General features: G+C 60.9%; 14 protein-coding genes. 6 read left to right on the top strand and 8 right to left on the bottom strand.

The genetic code is table 11. From position 1 onward, the window contains the following. Positions 1-42 precede the first annotated feature (42 nt). The 4 genes from ACR0LF_RS20925 to ACR0LF_RS20910 are packed head-to-tail and all read left to right on the top strand — an operon-like array spanning position 43 to position 5076. A complete protein-coding gene (locus ACR0LF_RS20925; RefSeq protein WP_480583091.1) occupies positions 43-1527 on the top strand; it encodes an aldehyde dehydrogenase family protein in 1485 nt (494 codons plus the stop codon). After that, positions 1524-2786 (top strand): PLP-dependent aminotransferase family protein, encoded by a 1263-nt coding sequence (locus ACR0LF_RS20920; protein WP_480583094.1) that lies wholly within the window; start codon positions 1524-1526, stop codon positions 2784-2786. Before ACR0LF_RS20925 ends, ACR0LF_RS20920 begins: the two co-directional genes overlap by 4 nt. After that, positions 2787-3800, top strand: a complete 1014-nt coding sequence (locus ACR0LF_RS20915; RefSeq protein ID WP_480583097.1) for a glutamate cyclase domain-containing protein — start codon at positions 2787-2789, stop codon at positions 3798-3800. A 19-nt stretch (positions 3801-3819) separates the two neighbouring features. Next, complete coding sequence (locus tag ACR0LF_RS20910) at positions 3820-5076, top strand: aminotransferase class V-fold PLP-dependent enzyme (RefSeq protein WP_480583100.1); 1257 nt, start codon at positions 3820-3822, stop codon at positions 5074-5076. 33 nt (positions 5077-5109) lie between these two features. On the opposite strand, the gene ACR0LF_RS20905 is transcribed toward ACR0LF_RS20910, so the two are convergent. The 5 genes from ACR0LF_RS20905 to ACR0LF_RS20885 all read right to left on the bottom strand — a co-directional run bounded on the left by ACR0LF_RS20905 (position 5110) and on the right by ACR0LF_RS20885 (position 14294). Continuing rightward, positions 5110-7524 (bottom strand): GcvT family protein, encoded by a 2415-nt coding sequence (locus ACR0LF_RS20905; RefSeq protein ID WP_480583103.1) that lies wholly within the window; start codon positions 7522-7524, stop codon positions 5110-5112. Positions 7525-7529: 5 nt separating this feature from the next. Further along, the gene (locus ACR0LF_RS20900; RefSeq protein ID WP_480583105.1) at positions 7530-9947 is read right to left on the bottom strand and encodes a GcvT family protein; all 2418 of its coding nucleotides are present in this window, start codon (positions 9945-9947) and stop codon (positions 7530-7532) included. A 4-nt stretch (positions 9948-9951) separates the two neighbouring features. After that, positions 9952-11448, bottom strand: coding sequence for a trimethylamine methyltransferase family protein (locus ACR0LF_RS20895; protein ID WP_480583108.1), 1497 nt, complete (start codon positions 11446-11448; stop codon positions 9952-9954). A gap of 328 nt (positions 11449-11776) precedes the next feature. Then, entirely contained in the window at positions 11777-13285 is a 1509-nt protein-coding gene (locus ACR0LF_RS20890; RefSeq protein WP_480856462.1) for an aromatic amino acid lyase, read from the bottom strand. Position 13286: 1 nt separating this feature from the next. After that, complete coding sequence (locus ACR0LF_RS20885; RefSeq protein WP_480583113.1) at positions 13287-14294, bottom strand: ornithine cyclodeaminase family protein; 1008 nt, start codon at positions 14292-14294, stop codon at positions 13287-13289. A gap of 106 nt (positions 14295-14400) precedes the next feature. Between ACR0LF_RS20885 and ACR0LF_RS20880 the strand changes: the two genes are divergently transcribed. Together ACR0LF_RS20880 and ACR0LF_RS20875 are read left to right on the top strand one after the other, a co-directional pair. Next, positions 14401-14901 carry a LysR family transcriptional regulator gene (locus ACR0LF_RS20880; protein ID WP_480583116.1) on the top strand — a complete coding sequence of 167 codons (501 nt, stop codon included), beginning with the start codon at positions 14401-14403 and terminating at the stop codon, positions 14899-14901. Positions 14902-15072: 171 nt separating this feature from the next. Then, entirely contained in the window at positions 15073-15321 is a 249-nt protein-coding gene (locus ACR0LF_RS20875; RefSeq protein ID WP_480583119.1) for a hypothetical protein, read from the top strand. Between the two features lie 33 nt (positions 15322-15354). Here ACR0LF_RS20875 and ACR0LF_RS20870 read toward each other — a convergent pair whose 3' ends face one another. The 3 genes from ACR0LF_RS20870 to ACR0LF_RS20860 form a co-directional block, all read right to left on the bottom strand. Then, positions 15355-16608 (bottom strand): MFS transporter, encoded by a 1254-nt coding sequence (locus ACR0LF_RS20870; RefSeq protein WP_480583121.1) that lies wholly within the window; start codon positions 16606-16608, stop codon positions 15355-15357. A gap of 176 nt (positions 16609-16784) precedes the next feature. Further along, on the bottom strand, positions 16785-17957 hold the full coding sequence (locus ACR0LF_RS20865) for a diaminopropionate ammonia-lyase (protein WP_480583124.1): 1173 nt from the start codon (positions 17955-17957) through the stop codon (positions 16785-16787). Positions 17958-17971: 14 nt separating this feature from the next. Then, positions 17972-19114, bottom strand: a complete 1143-nt coding sequence (locus ACR0LF_RS20860) for an amidohydrolase (RefSeq protein ID WP_480583126.1) — start codon at positions 19112-19114, stop codon at positions 17972-17974. Positions 19115-19141 lie beyond the last annotated feature (27 nt).

Raw genomic sequence — 19141 nt, 5'->3', positions numbered from 1 at the left:
GCATATTTCTGGGATGCCCTCAGCCTGCCAAGGAGAACAGGGATGACGACACATCTGGAACCAAAACTGCCCCAAGAGGGCCTGGCCGGAAGTTATATCGACGGCGCCTGGCACTGGCCCGAAGGGCGTCTGGTGGTCGAGAACCCCTCGCGCCGCACTCCGATCTGCGAGGTCGGTCGCGGCACGTCGACCGAAGTTGATTTGGCAGTCGACGCCGCCCGTGCCGCGCTGCCGACGTGGCGCGCTTTGGCAGCAGCCGAGCGTGGCAAGCTGCTGACAGAACTTGGGCGTCGGCTTGAAGACGACGCCGAAGAGGTCGCCCGCGTGCTGGCCGCCGAAAGTGGCAATGCCATCAAGACCCAGTCGCGGGGCGAGGCGATGGGCGCCGCCGGGGTGCTGAAGTATTACGGCGGCGTGGCGGTCGAGCAGAAAGGCGAAACCCTGCCGCTGGGCCCCGGTCTGTTCAGCTATTCCACCCGAGAGCCGCATGGCGTTGTGGGGTCGATCATCCCCTGGAATTCCCCGCTTCAGCTGGGCGCGGTCAAGATTTCCATGGCACTGGCAACCGGCAATTGTCTGGTGCTGAAACCGGCCGAGGACGCGCCACTGGCGATCCTGAAACTGGCGGAACTGGCCGATGGATTGTTCCCGCCAGGTGTGTTCAACGTCGTCACTGGGCTCGGCGAAGAGGCGGGCGCGGCGCTGGCATCGCATCCCGGCATCGACAAGGTGTCCTTCACCGGGTCAAGCGAGGTGGGCAAGCTGATCGGCAAGGCCACTGCGGATCGCATTGCCAAACTGACGCTGGAACTGGGCGGTAAATCCCCCACCATTGTCTTCCCCGACGCCATCGCGGATGGCCGGTTGGACAGCACGGCGCAACAGGTGGCCAACGCCATGCGTTTTGCGCGTCAGGGTCAAAGCTGCACCGCCGGATCGCGCTTGTTTGTACATAAGGATATTTGGGATGAACTGATGCCCAAGGTGGCCGAGAAATCGGCGGCGCTGAAGGTGGGCGACGCGCTGGATCCGGATGTGGATATGGGCGCGGTGGTCAACGCCGAGCGTTATGGCGAAATCCGTGCCTATGTGGCCGAGGCCGAAGCCAAGGGCGCGCAGTTCCTGATCGGGGAAACCCCGGCCGAAGACCCGGCGGGCTTCTGCCCCAACCCGACCATCATCACCGGCGTCGACAACAACTGGCGCATCGCCCGCGAAGAGGTGTTCGGCCCGGTCATGGTCGCCATCCCCTTCGAGACCGAGGAAGAGGTCATCGCTATGGCCAACGACACCCATTACGGGCTGGCGGCCTTCCTGTTCACCCACGATATCAGCCGGATAACCCGTCTCACCCGCGCCATTGATGCAGGCTGGATTCAGGTCAACCAGGGCGGTGGGCAGATACCGGGCATGTCCTATGGCGGCACCAAGCAATCCGGCATGGGCAGCGAGTATTCCATCGAAGGCGCGCTCGAGGCGTATACCTACCGCAAATGCGTCACCATCAACATAGAGGGCGGCGCGTGAGCACAGACCGCTTCGGCAACGCCATTGATCCGGGCGTGGGTTACGCCCGGGGTAAGCTACTAAAAGGATCGGCGGATGAGGTGCGCAGACTGGCTGAGGCGGGCCGGGTTGCCGCTGATTTCGTGGCCCGTGAAGGCATCGACAAAATCGCCATCTGCACGGGCAACCTGCGGTTCTACCCGGCCACACCGGACGATCTGGACCTGCTGTGCGAGGAGTGGATCGGCCCGGGCCTGTTTGGCGAGGAGCTGCGTCAGGCGGCCATAGCGCATCTCGGTGGGCAGGGGCACGAGGCCGCTGCGGTGGTCAATCGCACCAGCGCCGGGATCGTGGCGACCGTTTTGGCCCACTCTGCGGGCAAGCCGGTGTTGTCTCTGGTGGCTGAAAGCGACCGCAGCCATGCCTCGGTTCTGCGCGGGGCGCGGTTGGCTGGTGTGCCGGTGCACGAGGTGCATGGTCTGGATGCTGTGAGCCAAGCATTGGCCGAGGATAAACCGGCATTGTTTGTGATCACCCCAGTGACGTCGGAACTGTCGATGCTCAGCGATGCACTGATCCGCGACGCCGTTGCGATGGGGAAAGAGGCGGGTTGCGTGACCTTCCTCGACGATGCCTACGGCGCGCGGTTCCGGCCGGTATTGCACGGCGGCGGCGCATCGCTGTCTTTCGGGGCCGATCTGGTTGTTACCAATGCGGACAAGGCTGGTCTCTCCGGTCCGCGTGCCGGCGTGCTCTGTGGCGACCCGGCGGCGCTGATTCCGGTGCAGGCCCGTGCCAGCGAACTAGGGATTGAAGCCCGCGCGCCCGTGGCCGTCGGCGCGATGCGCAGCCTGCAGGGTTTTACGCCCGATCTGCTGTTGCAAGAGGCGCAGGACGGTCAGGATCTGGCCGACGCGCTGGAGGCCGCGCTGGGGGCAGGGCGCGTGACCCGTTCGGCACTGGGGCCGAAGATCGACGAACAGGACGCGATGGAGATTGTTCTGGATATGGCGGGCACCGACAAAATCGATCTGGTCCCCGCCGAAGTGACCGCCGCCATCGGCATACTGATGTTGCGGGACAAGGGGATCGTGACGGTGAATACCCATGGGCAGCCCGGCGGGCGCGTTTCGATCCGCCTGAAACCGACCTCGGGCGCGGTCGCCCGAGCGGGTGGTGCAATGGCGGTGGCTGACTGTCTGATGTCGGCGATGCATGAGACAGCCGCCCACCTGGGCGACCAGTCTTGGTTTGCCGTAACGCTGTTTGGAGACGATTGAATGACCGATACGGCTCTGATCACCCGATTGGATAACCGGTTGGATCAACTGGTGAATATCGACATGGGCGAACGCGGGGTCGAACCTCTGTTCGAGGCCGCCCGTGTCTTGCAGGGCGGATCGCTGGTCGGTGCCGCTGCGGATGCTCTGATGGCGGTGCCCGAGGGCGGTACGGTGGCGCTGACCACCGGCTCGGTCTCGCGCGCGTGGATCACCCCGGAACTGGGCGAAAACGACGGCCCTTCGGGCGCGGCAGCGATTGCGTGGGCGCTGGTTCTGGCGCGCAATATCACCTGCGTGATGCTGTGCGAGGAGACATTGCTGCCCGCGATCCGCAACACCTGTCAGGCTGCCGGGCTGTTTCCGGTTTCGTTGGAACAGGCGGCGATTGCGAAGGCCGACAAAAGCCTCGCCACGATTGTCATGCTGCCCTACGCCACGGACGACGCAGGCGGGCAGGCGCAGGCCGAACAGCTTCTGGCCGACCTGGCCCCCGACCTGCTGTTTTCGACCGAGCGGGTCGGGCGCAACGAGTTTGGCGTCTATCACTCGATGCGCGGCATTGACTATGGCATGGGTCGCGCGCGGGTCGATTTCCTGTTCGACCTGGCGCTGGAACGCGGCATTCCGGTTGTGGCCGTCGGTGACGGCGGCAATGAAATCGGAATGGGCAAGGTCGCGGATCATGTGAAAGCGCATGTGCCCTATGGCGACACGTGCCAATGCGGTTGCGGTAGTGGGATTGGTGCTGTCACGGGCTGCGATGTGCTGGTGACAGCGGCCTGTTCCAACTGGGGCTGCACCGCAATTGCCGCCGCCATGGCCGCCCGCGCGGGCAACGCCAAACTGCTGCATACACCGGACCGCGAGGCCCTGTTGCTGGACACGATGGTGGCCAACGGTCTGATCAATTCCACGCACGGAATCGTCGATGACAGCGTTGACGGTTTCCCCCGCCAAAGCCATATCGCAGTGGCCGAGCTGTGCCGCACGATTGTGAGCCGCGCACTCTGACAACCTACAGGACGTTTCCATGATCCAAGACAATCCCGCCCTCATCAACGCTATCCGCGACCGGTTCGCCCATGTCGACAGCTGCCCGTTTCAGGGCGAGCGCATCTTTTTCGAAAACGCCGGTGGCGCGCTGTCGTTGAAGTCGGTGGCCGAAACCTCGGCCTTTTATGCCGCGATCCCGGATAACCCGGGGCGGATCAACCCGGCGGGGCAGGGCACGCAGAACGTCATCAACAAGGCCAAGAGCGATCTGGCGGTGTTCATGAACGCCTCATCCGGGCAGTTCTTTGCCGGGGAAAGCGGCACCGAGTTGCTGTTCCGGATGATCCGCACCGCCTGTCTGGCCGCGCCCAAAGGCGGCAAGGTAATCGGGTCGTCCATCGAGCATCCCGCCACCCGCAGCGCCGCGCGCCGCTGGGCCGGGATCGCCGGGCTGGACTATGTGAACGTGCCCCATGACAACGAGATCGGACTGGTGACGGCCGAGGATTATGCCGCGCTGATAACACCGGATGTGGCGGTGGCAACGATCTTGCACGCCTCGCCGGTGACGGGGATGGGCATGGATGTGGCGGCGATCTCTGCCGCGATCCGGGCTGTGGCGGCGGATTGCATGATCATCGTCGACGGAATTCAGCACGCGGCCCACGGTCAGATGGACCTGGACGCCTACAATATTGATGGCTATGCGATCTCGCCCTACAAGGTGTTTTCGCGCCACGGCTATGGCATCGCCTGGATCTCTGACCGGCTGAGCGCCACGCCACATGACATGCTGATCGATGCCCCCGCAACCGGCTGGGAATTCGGCACCCGTGACACCGGGTCCTACGCGACCGTCTCTGATGTTGTGTCCTATTTCGACTGGCTGGGCAGTGAAGTGTCGGACGAGACCGACCCGCGCAAAAGGATCGAGGCTGCGGGACGTGCCATCCACGCCTATGAGACCCACCTGACCAATACCGCGATCAACGGAACGGGCAACCTGCCGGGTCTGCGCGACATGGATCACGTCACCATTCTGGCCGGGGCTGACAACCCGGCGCGCGAAGGGCTTGTGTCCATCGTGGTTGACGGCAAAGCCTCGGAAGATGTGGTAGAGATCCTGAACCAACAGGGCATCCGTACCCACACCCGCAAGGCCGATCATTATTCCGGTAACGTGCTCACGCCGCTGGGCTTGTCCGACTGCATCCGCATCTCGTTCTGCCACTACAACACCGAACAGGAAATCGCCCGTCTGTTGGGGGCGATCAAGGTTCTGGGTGACGGCTGATCTTAGCGGACGAAAGCATAGGACGCGCGGCGCTCAGCCGCGCATCCGGGAATTGTCAGGATTATATAGCGGGCGCAGGCTGGCCTGCGCTTCGACAGGCTGACCAGCCACCATCACCTGATAAGTCCGATCCGCCAGAGCTTTCATCGCCATACCCTCGGGGAGGGTGACATAGCCCATGCCAATGGCCCCGCCCACAGTCCAGCCATAGCTGGCCGAGGTCAGGCGGCCGACGATCTGGCCTTCACATAGAATGGGTTCCTTTCCGAAAACCAACGCATCCGGATCATCGAGCCGGAAAGACAACAAACGGCTTGTTGCGCCTGCGGACTTGCGAGTTTCGATTGCAGATTTTCCCGTGAAGTTCGTTGAGAAATCGCAAGCGAAGGTCAGGCCGCTCTCCACCGGGCTGTCGAAGGGGCCAATATCATGGCCCCAATGCCGAAACCCTTTCTCGATCCGGCAGGACTCCACCGCCATACCACCGCACAGGCGTGGCGCATTCGGTGCCGCCACGATCGTCTCGAACACCTGCTGGGCGAACTCGGAAGGGACGTGCAGTTCCCATCCTAACTCGCCAACATAGGTGATCCGCTGGGCCCGCACCGGTGCGTGGCCAACATGCAATGCCTGCCACGAGCCGAACGGGAAGGCTTCGTTCGACAGATCGGCATCTGTGAGGCCGGTAAGGAAATCCCGCGCGCGCGGCCCCATCAGCGCCAGAGTGGCCTCGGACGAGGTGACATTGATCACCGACACGCCCGCGCCCGCCAGCAGCGTCTTCAACCAGAACTCGGTCTGTGGCTCCGCCCCGGCGGAGGCCATGATCATGTAGCGCGTGCCGCTCAAACGGGCCACGGTCACATCCGCCTCGATCCCGCCTTGCGGGTTGAACATATGAGTATAGACCAACGCACCGGGCGCGACTGCCATATTGGCCCCGCAGAGCCGCTGCATCTGCGTCTCGGCCTCCTGCCCGTCAACAATGAAACGGCCAAAGGTCAGATCGATCAGGCCCAGATCGCCGCGTAGCGCCAGATGCTCGGCCTTCCAGTCGTCGAACCACGGTTCGCGCCCGAACCCGTCGGTCATCTCGCGCCCGTAATACAGTGGCCGTTCCCAACCATTGGCGCTGCCGAATTGTGCCTGCGCGTCGCGCAGATGGGTGTAATAGGGGGTTCGCCGCAGACCGCGTGCTTCGGTTTTGCGCAGATAGGGCCAGTGCATCGCATAGGCATGCCCAAGTGTTTCGGCGGCCTTGGTGGCCGTATAACTGCGCGCGTTCAGGCCGGGCACGATGCGGCGGCTGTCCACATCGGTTAGGTCCATGGTCATATGGCCGTCCATGATCCACTCGGCCAGCGCCTTGCCCGCGCCGGGGCCGTTCTGGATACCGGTCGAGTTGAACCCGGCCACAACCCAATAGCCCGTCACATCCGGGACAGGGCCCAGATAGTGCTTGGCATCCGGGGTAAAGCATTCCGGCCCGTTGAAGAACTTGCGGATGCCCGAATTGGCCAGCGCCGGAACCCGCGCCATTGCTGCCTCGAGGATGGGATAAAGGTGCTCTTCGTCACAGGGCAGTTCGTCGAATTCAAAGATCTCGGGCAGGCCCTCCTCGGGCAGCCAAGGGGTGGCGTTGGGCTCGGAACAACCGATCAGAAGCTTGCCCGCGTCTTCCTTGTAATAGGCGTATTCATCCATCACCCGCAGGACGGGCAGGTCGCCCGTCACGCCTGCGATTGGGTCGGTCACCACGTAGTAGTGGTTGGTGTAATGCAGCGGAATCTGCACCCCATGGGTCAGGCCGAACTCGCGCGCCCACATGCCGGTGGCGTTGACCACATGTTCGGCACGCACCAGCCCTTCGGCCGTTTCCGCGCCGATGGCTCGGCCACCCTCGATCACAACGCGGGTGATTTTGGTGTCCTCGAAAATCTGCGCGCCGTGCATCCGCGCACCCTTGGTCAGCGCCATCGTGGTATCGATCGGGTTTGTGTAACCGTCACCCGGAAACCAGAACGCCCCCTTGGCACCTTCGGTCGACAGCAGCGGCCATCGGTCCAGCGCCTCGGTCAGGCTGATTTCTTCGGCGCGCAAACCGCAGCCATGGGCATAGTCGACCTTGCGGCGCAGCTCCTCCATACGGGCATCAGACAGCGCCACGGTCATCGAGCCGTTGCGCTTTAACCCGGTGTTCTGGCCGGTCTCGTCCTCAAGGCTCTCCATCAGGTCCAGCCCGTATTTCGCCAGCGCCGACATGACCGGTACGCCTTGCGTTTCGCTAACCAACCCGGCAGCGTGCCATGTTGTTCCGCTTGTCAGTTTCTTGCGTTCGAACAATGCGACCGACCAGCCCGCCTTGGCGAGGTGATAGGCGGTTGCGCAGCCGACAATGCCGCCGCCGATGATGGCGACCTGCACGTCGGTCGGAAGAGGTTTTACCATGGTTCTTATCCCCGCAACCGGTCGTTTTCGGGGTCATAAAACGGCACCGTGAACACGGTCGCATTGACCGGAACACCCAGCACTTCGATCTGATAGACGTCGCCGGGCTGCGCCGCCTCGGTCAGATACCCCAGAGCAATCCGCTTGCCGATACGAAACCCGGTGCCGCCCGAGCTGACATAACCCACCGGTTTGCCGTCGCGGCAGATCGGATCGGAAGACAGCGCATCCGCGCCGTGACCTTCCAACACGAAAGCGGTAAAGTGATAATCCTTCGGCTGCTCGGCCTGCGCCAGAAACGCATCGCGCCCGACAAAGCTGTCTTTCTTCTTGCTGACGAAGCGATCCAGACCGGTGTCAAAAGCGGTGTACTCGATGCCGAAATCCGCGCCCCATCCGTGATAACCTTTTTCAAGGCGCATGGCGTTCAACCCGTAAGAGCCGAATTCGACGATGCCGTGATCCGCACCTTGTTCCATGATCGCGTTGTAAACACGGACCAGATCGGCGCTGCGCAGATGCAGTTCCCACCCCAACTCGCCAACATAGGACACGCGCAGCGCAATCACCGAGGCTCCGGCGATGGTGATCTCGCGTACCGACATCCAAGGCGCTGCCTCTTTGGACAGATCATCCTCGGTCAGTGGGTGCAGCACCTCGCGGGATTTCGGCCCCATGACCATCAGAGCCGCGTCAAGCTCGGACCCCCGGGTCAGGGTCACGCCTTCGTCGGGCAGGAACCGGGACATCCAGTCATGGTCGCGCTGATCGGCCAGCGTAGGACCGCAGAGCAGGTACTTGTTCTCTTCCAGCCGCGCGATCGTGGCCTCGGACCAGATCTTGCCCTTGGGCGTCAGCATGTAGGACAGCTTGACCCGACCGACTGATGGCATCGCGCCGCAGAACACTTCGTTCAGGAATTCGGTCGCCTTCGGCCCTTCCACCTCGTACCGGGTGAAGCCGCCGTGATCCATCACGCCGACATTGTCACGCACGCCCTCGCATTCGGCCCTGACCGCGTCGTGCCAGACCTCGTGGTGAAAGCTGAGTTGGCCGTCATCCCTGATCTCATCCGTCTGGAACCAGAAGGCGCGTTCCCAGCCGGCGACCTGCCCAAACACCGCGCCTTTGCCCTTGAGCGTGTCGTAAAGCGGCGTGGTCTGCACCGGACGACCCGATTTCCAAAGGCGGTGCGGGTAGGGGATCGCGTATTGGTGCTCATAGAGTTCACTGGAGCGTTTGACGGTGTAGTCGAACGTTGCCCATTCCTCGCCAAAGCGGCGCGGGTCCCAAAAGGACATGTCCCATTCGGTTTCGCCTTCGGTGATCCATTCGGTCAGGGTCTTCGCCGCCGCCGCCGAATGGGTGATGCCAACCGGAAAACAGCAGGCGTGGTAGAAGTTCGGCAGGCCGAAAGCCGGACCGCAAAGCGGCGCGCCATCGGGGCTGTAGGGGATAGGGCCATTCACAAACCGGCTGACCCCGGCCTCACCCAGCAGGGGAACATGCTCCAGCGCGGCTTCGAGGATTTCGGCAATGTCATCAACGCTGTCTGGGTAGAGCTGATTGGCAAAGCAATCGGGCATCCCGTCCAGCCACGCCGGGCGGCCTTCGTGGCCGTATGAGCCTAGCAGCAGCCCGTTCCGCTCGCGCCGCAGATAGTACATGATGTCCGGGTCGCGGACGAGCGGGAAGTTCTCGGGGTTGGCTTCAAGCTCAGGCAGGCTTTCCGTGACCAGATACTGGTGCTCCAACGTGACAACGGGCAGTTTTTGCCCAACCATTTCGCCAACCTGACGACCATAGTAGCCGCCTGCGTTGATCACGATGTCACAGACAACATTGCCCTTGTCTGTCTGCACCTCCCATTCGCCGGAAGCGCGGCGGCTGATGCCGGTGACCGTGGTAAACCGCGCAATCGCCGCGCCCTGATTCCGCGCGCCCTTGGCCAGCGCCTGAGTCAGCTGCGAGGGGTCCACATCACCCTCATAGGGGTCATAGATTCCGCCGATGATGCTGTCGCCCGAACTGAAATACGGATGCATCTCGTCCATCTCGGACGGGGTGAGCATCGCCATGTCATAGCCCAGCCCCTTCGATATCCCGACAAGGTGGCGGAACAGGTCCATCCGTTCCGGCGTATGGGCAGGCCAGAACGCGCCGGTGTGGCGGTAGGTGATCGGGTAATCAACCTCCTCGGCCAAGTCCTTGTACAGCCGCCACGCATAGTTGCCCGCGCGCATCCCGCCCCAGCTATTGGCATAGGTCGGGATGTTACCCGCAGCATGCCAGGTCGAGCCACTGGTCAATTCGTTCTTTTCGATCAGCAGCGTGTCGGTCACGCCTGCTTTGGCAAGGTGATAGAGGGTCGAGACACCAACCGCACCACCCCCGATGATCACTACTTTGGCTTGGTCTTTCATGAACTCAGTCTTTCAGATGGATCGGCAGACGCGCGCGCAGGGCAGCTTCGACATCTGCAGGAAGATGGGACGGCGCAGGCTGCGCCTCAATCTCGGCAACGCGGGCAATGGCGCGGTCCCAGACCGTTTGCGCGCCGCTTTCCAGCCAGTCATTGACGCTCTGACGGTCACCCAGCGATGGGTAGACATATTCCTTGGTCATCAGGTCCAACGTCTGCGCGGTGCCGAGGAAATGCCCTTCGCCTGTCACGACATCCTCGATCATGTCGAGGTCGATGGAATCCTCGAACATCTCCACCCCGCGCACAGTGCGCAGGATCGCGCCGCACATGTCGTTGTCGATCACCAACGCTTCTTTGCTGGCAGCCATGATCGACCCGAGCATGCCAACGGACAAGTTGATCATGTCGGCACCACCCTGCGCGGCCAGCGCGATGGTGTAACCCTTTTCATAACCTGACTGCGCATCAACCGTCTTGGCATCGGTCATTCCCGCCGAAACGGTCGAGGGCAGGCCGAGGTTCAGCAGCAATTGCGCAGCGGCGGCGTTGGCCACTGCAGCCTCACCTGAGCCGCCGGTCATGGCCCCGGTGCGCAGGTCCGAGATGAAGGGCAGGAAAGCCAGAATACAGGGAAAGCCCGGCTGCATCATGTTGACCAGGATCAGACCGGCCAGCGATTCCGCCAGCCCTTGTGCCAAAGCCCCCGCCAGCGAGGCCGGGCTGGTCGCACCCGCCTGTGCCGCCGAGCATATTTGCAGCGGCATTCCCAGACGCACACATTCCTGCATCACGCCACAGGCTTCCTCGGCCAGTGTCAAAGGCGGCACCACATGGCAGACCGACGCGAAACAGAAGGGCTGCGCCTGAAACGCGCCTTCGCCGCCAAGAGCTTCGTCGAACATCCCGACGACAGGGGCCACGTTGGCGGGTTCGAAGAAACTGGTGCCGATCGGTTTCGAGGTCGCTTTCATCGCCGCAAAGGCGGTATTGATATCCAGCATCAGCGGGTCTTCGAGATCCCGCGCCACCACGGGGCGCAGTGAATAATGGATGCTGTCGCAGGCATCGACGATGCGCATCAGACCGTACAAATCCTGCAAGGTGCTGTCACGGAAGGTGTTGGTGGCGGCGTCCAGCACCTGCACGGCGGCCCCGCCGGTGCCGATATGCACCCGACCGCCGCCGATCTCGATCCCGCGATCCCGATCGAACCCGGGTAATTCCACCCGTTTACAAGCTTTTGCAAGTACATCTTCAACCAGATCGCGCGAAAAGATGATACGGCCATCCGAACGTACCGTCGCCCCGTTTGCCAGAGCAAGCTCCCGGATATCACCGGGCGCACCGGATACGCCGATACGTTCCAGAATGTCGAAAGCCGTATCCGTGATATGCTTCAGCTTGCCGTCATCCAACGGTTTGAATCGCCCACCAACAGGCGGGTCTGTTATCTTTGGTGTCGTGGGGTCGGCACCCCTTTTACTTCTTGTTCGCCGCATGAACATGCCCGTGCAGAGGAATTTTTCACGGCATCTTAGGAAGGGTGCAAATTTAGCTCAATTCCATTATTTGTAGATTTTGGTGAATGATTTTCATGCAATTCAAATTTGGAATCGCTCCCGAATTTAAGATCAAGATTCCGGCACAGCTGCGCAGTCTATCCACCGCATGTAGGGAATACCCGTGCTTCACCACCGGTTCTCGAGGCCGCGTCTGAATCGGCCTTTCCAGCCAAGCCGGGTTCGGATGAGGCGGACTCCGGAAAGTCCAACGCGTTTTCTGATCCGGCTTTACCGTGCCAAATGAAGAAACGCACGCAATGCATTGTTATGGCAGACTTCGGTCATCGTGAAGCTCAAAGACAACCCGCGCTAACTCTTCAATCTCCTTGGCCAGCGGGCGATCAACGTCCAAAGGCGGCGAAGCGTCCCTTACACGTGTTTTGATGTCTCGCAGAAACGGCCCGAGTTGACCGCTGGTCGCGCGCAGCTCGACCGCCTGACTGGCGATCATGACCTCAATCGCTGCCAGCGTCGACAAATGCCCGCTGATCATATCCAGGGCGGCCACGATGGCCGCAGAATGGGTCAGGCAATCCTCAACCCCATTTGCGTTCACGCTGGGCCAGACCGGTACCGGCTGGGCGGCCTGTGCAATTTCTGCGACCAAAGCCTCCGCGACTTTCATGATCGGCGCGAACCCGTTCGAGGAACTGTTGGGCTGCGCCAGAAAACTGGGCAGACCGCTGAATTCAGGGATCAGCAGCTTGGAAAACCGTGCCAACTGCGCCATTGCCAAAGCCACGAAGGACCGGTTCAAATTCTCTGCCACGCTGGCGATTTCCGATGAAAAATACGCGCCGCAGGACATGATTTTTCCAGCGTCAGCCAAGGCCACAGGATTGTCGCTGGGGCTGTTCATTTCAGCCTCGACGCAGTTCAGCGCCCGATCCAGAGCGGAGCGTGTTGTGCCATGAATCTGGACCACATTGCGAAAACTCAGCGGGTCCTGCAGACGTCGTGCCTGACCAGGCTTGGTAAGGTCGCTGCCTGCCAAACGCCTGCGCAGCCCTTCTCCGGCTGCGACATGCGCCTTATGCGGGTTGAGCGCAAGAATCTCACCGTCCAGAGGTCCGGTATTGGCCCGGAACCCCTCCATCGACATTGCTGTGGCGGTCTGAGAGGCCTCAAAAACCTGCTCGGCTTTTGAGATCGCAAGCGCCGCCAGAGCGATAACGGGGCAGGAATGATTGGCCAACGCCAGACCGTCGCGAGGCGCCAATTGCAAAGGCTCCAAGCCGTGCGCGCGCATGACATCCGCGCTTTGCCCGACCGAGCCGTCGGACGCGTACAATTCGCCCTCACCAATCAGGGCCAGTCCGATAGTGGCATTCAAAACAAGATCTGCCGCGCCAATTGACCCCAAAGAGCCCACGACCGGAACAAGCCCCGCATTCAGGCAGCCAGCGATGTGGCGCGCCACTTCGGCTCGAGCGGCGCTGTGCCCTTTCAACATTGTGTTCAACCGTATGATCAGACCGGCCCGGACGGCTTCACGCGGCAAGGGTGGGCCTATGGCGTGCGCTCGCCCTCTCAGGGTCTGGACGGAAAACTCTGCAAGCGCTTCTGCATCCAACACTTCGGTTGCCCGGGCCCCAAGCCCTGTGGTCACACCATAAACGGGGGTTTTATCAGCGATGGCGCGCGCAACCAGCGCATGGGTCCGGGTCATCCTGCGCAACCCGTCAGGATCAAGGGCGATGTGCCAACCTTCCCGCGATGCCCTTTGAAGCATCTCAACCGTCAGCCCCGTGCCGTCAAGTGTCAGGCTCTCCACGTCAGGCATCCCGGTACAGCAGGTTCTGCACGATCCCCAACTCCCGAGCTCGGTCGAGGATTTTGGCCCCCAGCGCGATATCACTTGTGGACATGCCCCGGTGCCAGAACAGGATGGTCTCATCTTCGCATTCGCGGCCGGGTTTCAGACCGGCAGCGATCTCGCCGATTTCTGCGTAGAAAGACGCCTCATTGACAAGCCCCGCGTCGATCTGAGGTCTCAGCGCGCCCAGATGACCGGCGCGCATCTGACCGAGGTCATCCATAACCAGCTTGTCGAACCCTTCGGTGAAATCGAGCGGCAGCGTACTCATGGTTCCATAGGGGACGACATAGGCCCCCTTCCTGACCCATGACCGGTCGAACATGGGCGTTGGCGCGTTCAGGCGGGTCGCTTCGACCAGAATGTCGGCACCGTCCAGACAGGTTTGCCAGTCGCCGGTGACGATCACGTCCTTACCCAGGTCCTCGCGCAAGCGCGCAGCAAACGCCTCTCGGCTTTCGGGTCGGCGGGAATGTACGCGGATTTCATCGAAATCAAACAAGTGATCCAGCAACCGTACATTCCAGTAGGACGTGCCCCGAGCGCCCACATGGCCCAGAATTTTCGGATTCTTTGGCCCCAGCCACTTGGCACCCAGCGCAGTCAGCGCCCCGGTCCGCATGTCGGTGATACCCGCGGCATCGATGACCGCGCGCGGTGCCCCGGTGCGGGGGCAAAACAGGTTCAGCAGCGCCAGTTCTGACGGCAAACCCTGTTTGTAATTGTCGACGTAATCCCCGACGATCTTGACGCCTGCATACCCCAAAGGTTCAACATATCCGCGCAGCACGTTGAAATGGCCGTTAAAAGCCGGATCCGGGGTGAGGTGCATCCGAGGCTCGATAACTGTCTTGCTTTGACCGGCGGCGATCAGTGTCTGCTCGACCGCATCCAGAATGTCATCATTGGTCAGCGCCACCCGGTCAACTTCCGGCTGACCCAGATATTCGATCTCAATTCGCGCCATATCTGCCACTCCCATTTTTGCCCATGATGGCAGTTCCAGGGTGTCATTACAGATCGAAAAATGTGAGGCTTGCATAAGAATTTCTGATTCAAGGCAGGACCATGCAATGCGTCTTCCACCAATGAACGCGCTTAAAGCCTTTGAAGTCACGGTGCGCATGGGTGGCTTCACACAGGCGTCGGCTGAGCTTGGAGTGTCACCCGCAGCGGTCAGCATGCAAGTTAAGAACGCCGAAGAATATCTTGGAAAGAAATTGTTTCGCAGATTGAACAACCGCCTTCTTCTGACCGACGCAGGCCGGATGTACTACTCGGTGATCTCAGAGGCGTTGACCGCAATCTCCAGTGCAACAGAAAACCTGATGGAGATTGAGGCGCGGTCTCACATCACCGTCAGCACATTGCAGTCCCTGGCGGAAAACCGGGTTGCGCCGGCCATGGCACGGCTTCGGGCGCGTTTTCCCGAAACCGGAATAGACCTGCGTATCGAGGCGGATCCCGTCAATCTTCAGAACACCCGCACCGATCTGCGCATAACCTACGAAAACCACCTTTACCCACACCATGAACACGTTCCGTTGTTCAAGGACACCGCCTATCCATTTTGAACCAAACAATTTTTTGAAAACCACGTTGCGAGTGGCGGGATCGAAAACATCCCCGATCATCTGCTGATCCATACGGATTGGGGTGAGCAATTTGCCTCTCACCCGACCTGGGCAAACTGGTTTCGTAACGCTCGGATCGCCCGCAGGCCCAGCGTTCGGAGCGGATTGCGGGTGGGCGGGGCTGCAATTGCCTGTGCGTTGGCAGAACAGGGTGCGGGCGTTGCGCTGGTTCCAAGGACGCTTTTAGATGCTCGGATTGTCGATGCGGGTCGTTTCTACATCGGTGCTTCCGGGCTTCCGATGCCGTATTCCTATTTCGCGGTGTTGGCCGAACCTGCCGCGAAGCAGGGCGCGGAAACAGGGCGGCGCGCAATCTTACGGGCGCTCATTGATGAATTGATGGCGTCCGGCGATGGGTAACTTCGACGCTACATTGAGCCGAGGCAAATTCCCTTAAGAAGGGTCTGCGTTTGCCTTGGTCTCTTCTTCCTGAACCCATGTCTCGGCCTGCAGAACCCCGGGCTGCCCGGTGCCGATAATCCCCATGACCTGCACATCGCCTGTGTCGGTGGGGGCGGCGACCTGAAAACGCCGGATCAACGCAAACACGGCGGCCGCAACACCAATACCTGCCAGCAGAAACTGAAGCCCCCGCCCACCGAACAATGAGATTGAGTTCGGCCCCAACATGGTTCCCACAAGCAGGCCGATATTCAGCAGCAACACCATCGTGCCGCTGGCGGGTACGATCTGGGACAGCTTGAGCTGGTCGTTCGCATGTGCCGTCAGGATCGAATAGGCAGGATACAGCCCAATTGCGATCAGTACAAAACCATAGACGATATGCGAAGGTGAGGTATCAATCGCCATCCAAAGGCTGGAAAGGGCCGTTACAATGCCCAGTCCAATGATCACATAGCGCCGGTCCATATGGTCGGATAGCCATCCGATCGGGTATTGCACCACTGCACCCGCGATCAATGCAGCAACAAGCGCCCCCGACGCCTGTGCTGCGGTGAACCCCTGTTGCAGGGCGTAAAGCGGCAACGAGATGTATGAGGCCGCGACGCCGACACTCATCAGCACGATCCCGATGACGGCTATTGGAGAAACTCTGTAAAGCACAGGAACCGACATGCGTTCGGGCGCGGCGTAATCGGGCGCTTTGTTGCCCGACAGCAGAAGCGGCACAATCGACAGCGAAATCAGAATGGAAACCAGACCGAACAGCAGGTTTCCAGTCGGGTCGGGAAAACCGACAATCGCAGTGCCAAGGGCCGGGCCTGCAAGCTGGATAATGAAATACAGCGACAGGACCTGAGCGCGCATGTTGTTTTCGGATTTCGCGTTCAGCCAGCTTTCGGTGATGACATAAAGCCCCGGGTAACAGAACCCGCCCAGCAGGCGCATCACACTCCAACTGATCGCATCACTGGTCAGCAGATGCACAATGGCGGTAATCGAGACCAGAGAGGCAAGCGCTGAAAAGGCCCGAATGTGCCCGACATTTTCGACTAATCGCGGAGCCAGCGCCGTCCCGGCAAGCGCGCCTAAAGGATAGCTCGCCTGCATGACGGAAATCGTGAAATCGCTGAAGCCCAGACTGGCCCCCCGGATCGTCAGCAAGGTCGCCAACAGGCCATTGGCGACCATCAGCATGAGCATTCCCAGGAACAACGCCCAGTTTTCATTTAATGCGCGTATCATAGCCAACGGCTACTGTGGCGGGTCAGACCTGTATACAACTCCAACGACATTGAAATGTCGTTTGAAGGAGTACAGCCAGAGCAATCCTTAACTTGAGATCCGCCTGATAAGCAGGCGTTTCAATTAGCTTTTTTGCTGTTGTGACTGCCATCGACCCCGGCTGAGATCCGACCGGATCACTCGGTACCTTGCATAATCCGGACGAAAATTTCAGGGTCGGTCACGCCCTCGGAACCGATCGTCAGAACGCGCGACTGCGCTGACAAACCAAGCATCCGCATAAGCTCCGGGCTACCTGCGGCCTCGATCAAGGCCGCCAGTCCGGCAACGCCGCTCTCGCCAGCCTCGATCACCGGATCTTCGCCATGAGGACGCGCCAATCGACGGACGGTCGGCGGGATCAGCGCATCGCTGATCGTCAGGAAATCCGACGCTTCGCTGTGCAATATCTCCCACGCCATCGGGGAAGGCACTCCGCAGGACAGGCCCGCCATAATCGTCTCTTCATCAATCTCAACAGATGCGGCTTGCCCTTGCTTTGCGCTTTCGAACAAACACGCGGCCAGTTGCGGTTCCACAATTACCACGCGCGGGGATGCATCGCCCCAGGCTTGACGCAAGGCCGCCGCCACAGCCCCGGCAAGCCCGCCCACGCCACCTTGCAGAAATACATGCGTCGGTGCGGTGTCCAATGCCTCCACGATCTCTTTCACCATGACGCCGTAGCCGGACATCACATCTCGCGGCGGGTCCGTGTAGCCGGGCCAGGACGTGTCCGAGACCACAAACCAGCCATTCTCGTCGGCCTCCTGCCGGCACTGCTCAACCGACGCGTCATAATCACCAGCGATACGCACGACGTCGGCCCCCAGATCTCGCATGGCCTGCGCGCGGCCTTCACTGACCTCTGCGTGAATGTAAATCCGGCAGGGCGCACCGAACCGTTGACATCCCCAGGCCAGAGACCGGCCATGGTTGCCATCGGTTGCCGAAACAAGCGTGATCCCGGCAACGTCCTCCGCACAGCCGCCGGTGCGGATATCTTCCAACGATACCTCTTTGCCTGTCCGCCGCGAGATTTCTCGTTGCAGAACACGCAAAGCAGCAAAGGCACCACCAAGCGCCTTGAAGCTGCCAAGACCAAACCGAGGGCCTTCGTCCTTATAGTAGATTTCTGCGACGCCAATTTCGGCGGCCAAAGAGGGCAGGGAATGCAAGGGCGTGGGCGCATACCCCTCCCACCGGATGATTTCATTCGTAGCGCGCGTGAAATCCTGTTGCGTCAGAACAGTTTCAGCAGCGGGGCCGAAATCCGGTTGACCCGCCTGATGGGTAATGCTTTTTGTCATGGTCCTATGTCCTGTCAGGGTTTCAGCGGCAGGCGCTGCCGCACCAGTTCCGCCCAGAGATTTGCACCCAGAGGGAGCAACTCGTCGTTGAAATCGTAATCCGCCGAATGCAGCGGACGGCCATTCGACCCCTCGGTGCCATTGCCGATCAGCAGGAAACAGCCGGGTACTGCAGCGGCAAATTCTGCGAAATCTTCGGAAAAAGACATGGCAGGGCGGTCGCCATCCACGTCCAGTCCCAAGGCCGCGGCTACTGATACGACGTGGGAAGCGGCATCAGAGTCATTGATTGCTTCGATGAATTCGGTACGGAAATCCACCTTCACCTCGACGCCATGGCTTTCGGCCACACCCGTCGCGATCTGGCGCATGTTGCGGTCGATCAGCTTGCGGTCTTCCGGTGACATCGCCCGCGCATCGCCTTTCAAAACCGTGTGCCCCGGAAGAACATTGCGCTGCCCGTCGGTGACGAACTCGGTCACCGAGACTACCGCACCGGATGAAGGCGCAAGCTTTCGTGAGACGATGGTTTGCAAGGCCAGAACCAGCTCCGCTGCGGGCGTGATCGTTTCGCGCCCCACATGGGGCATCGAAGCATGGCCGCCCTGACCGGTGATCGTGATTTCGAACAGGCTTTCGCTGCAACAGATCACTCCGGCACGGGTTGTTACCCGCCCGACAGGCTCACCCGGCAGATTGTGGGCGCCGTAAACCTCATCAATCGGGAAGTTTTGCAAAACGCCTTCATCGATCATGGCCTTGGCACCCAACCCGTGCTCTTCGTTGGGCTGGAACAGGAAGACAACCGTGCCATCAAAACTCGGGTCCTTGGCCAGCAGCTCGGCTGCGCCAAGCAGCATCGTCGTATGGCCGTCATGCCCACAAGCATGCATAACGCCTTCGTTCTGCGACTTGTGGGCAAACGAGTTGATCTCGGTGATGGGCAGCGCGTCGAAATCCGCGCGCAGCCCGATGGCCCGATTGCCGTTGCCCGATTTTAAAACACCAACAACACCAACACCTTCATGCACCTCGATGCCAAGGCTTCGCAGATGTTCGGCGATCCGCGCCTTAGTCCAGTCTTCCTGAAACCCAAGCTCGGGATTGCGATGAAATTCATGGCGCAATGCGCGCAGGCTTTTGGCCAAAGCGGTCATGGCAACTTTCCCTCTTCGACTTGTCGC

The organism is Ruegeria sp. E8 (genome assembly GCF_056533985.1).
The sequence above is the reverse complement of the archived record's forward strand: the minus strand, read 5'-3'. Positions and strand labels throughout refer to the sequence as shown.